This window comes from uncultured Jannaschia sp., from assembly GCF_947494055.1.
Lineage (GTDB): Bacteria > Pseudomonadota > Alphaproteobacteria > Rhodobacterales > Rhodobacteraceae > Jannaschia.
This window is the reverse complement of the sequence record NZ_CANLTR010000130.1, coordinates 1-1,251: the sequence shown is the minus strand read 5'-3', so window position 1 is coordinate 1,251 and position 1,251 is coordinate 1. Positions and strand designations below refer to the sequence as shown.

At 60.9% G+C, this 1,251-nt stretch carries 3 protein-coding genes; 1 reads left to right on the top strand and 2 read right to left on the bottom strand.

The genetic code is table 11. The features are described 5' to 3' along the window. Window positions 1-198: DUF3618 domain-containing protein (locus Q1A87_RS23450; RefSeq protein ID WP_299657255.1), on the bottom strand; the 198-nt coding region annotated here is incomplete at its 3' end. Between the two features lie 48 nt (window positions 199-246). Next, complete coding sequence (locus tag Q1A87_RS23445) at window positions 247-726, bottom strand: phage holin family protein (protein WP_299657252.1); 480 nt, start codon at window positions 724-726, stop codon at window positions 247-249. A 333-nt stretch (window positions 727-1,059) separates the two neighbouring features. Here Q1A87_RS23445 and Q1A87_RS23440 point away from each other — a divergent pair. Continuing rightward, window positions 1,060-1,251 (top strand): hypothetical protein (locus tag Q1A87_RS23440; RefSeq protein ID WP_299657249.1); only part of this gene is annotated, 192 nt, incomplete at its 3' end.

Here is a 1,251-nt window from a genome sequence, read left to right as displayed (position 1 = left end):
GGCCTGGGCGTTGCGCACCAGCGTGTCGAGATGTCGGCGCCCGTCGCCCTGGAAGTATGCAATCCCTCGCTCGACCAAAGCATCCGGGCTCAACCGGGCTTCGAGGCTGTCGATGGACCCGGCAAGGTTCGCTCGGGCGGCTTCGACCTCCCGCTCGGCTTCACGTGTGGATTTCTGATCGGTGTTTCTGTCAGCCATCATCGGGCTCCATTTGAAATGAACGGCAAGATACGAAACCGAAGCGCGTCAAACCTGCTCGCGCGCCATTTGTCCGTCCTTCTTGACCTGCCGGATCGTCCGGTCCGGAACCAGGTTCCCCGGATCGAGCTTGCTCAGCCCGTTGCGCAAGAGGAGGGCTCCGATGATGGCGAACACCACGCCGACGAGCAGCGCGGCGAGGCCCTCGTAGGTCGGCAATGTCCGCGCGGCATCGAGCGCCGCCTCGACGTTCTGGTTCAGCGCCGTCACCACCTGGACTTGGCCTTCGTCGAGCCCATCGAGCGCGACGACCTCCCGGCCTGCCGAAGCATCGTCGCCGAAGAGTCCGACGAGCAGGCGCGCAACGCCACTGACAAGGGCAGAAAGCAGAATGCCCAGCGAGACCATCAAAAGCACGGTGCCCGCGATGAGTTCGCCGATCGCGGCTTTCAGCTGTGCCGCTTTCTCGGACATCTCGGCTTTGACAAGCTGGATTTCCCGCTGCGCCAGGTTCGAGGCATGCCGCACGACATCGCCGGCGAGGCCGCCGGCGGAACGAGAGGCGCGGACGGGATCGGCGAGGCGATCTGGATCGTCTGGGTGTGTCATCTGGTCGGTTCCGAATGAGGGAGAAGCTGCGATGCGAGGCCCACGCTATAGTCGAGCTCGAAACACATGCGGTCAGAAATCGTTAACGGAGCAAGATGCGATACGTTCCATTCCTAAAGGAATTAAACGGAACAAAATAACCCGCTCGGTCATTCAGGAACATGAAATTTCCTTTGCAAAAAAAGCCGCAATAAACTCTTCGCCACAAAAGCCGCACAAAACCGCAACCAAAAGATAAAATGGAAAAGCCCGATGAAATCCACTCTCTCGACTTTGCTCATCAGTACCGCCCTGGCGGTCCCTTTTGCCGCGCATGCCCAACAGACCTCGGTAGAGGAGGCCTGCGCCAACCTGCAGGCCGCTCTCGCCAGCGAATTGCCCGAGGGGGCAGACGAGGCCCAGATCACGCAGATCGTCGAGACCGGCGACGGTGAAGCCTGTCGC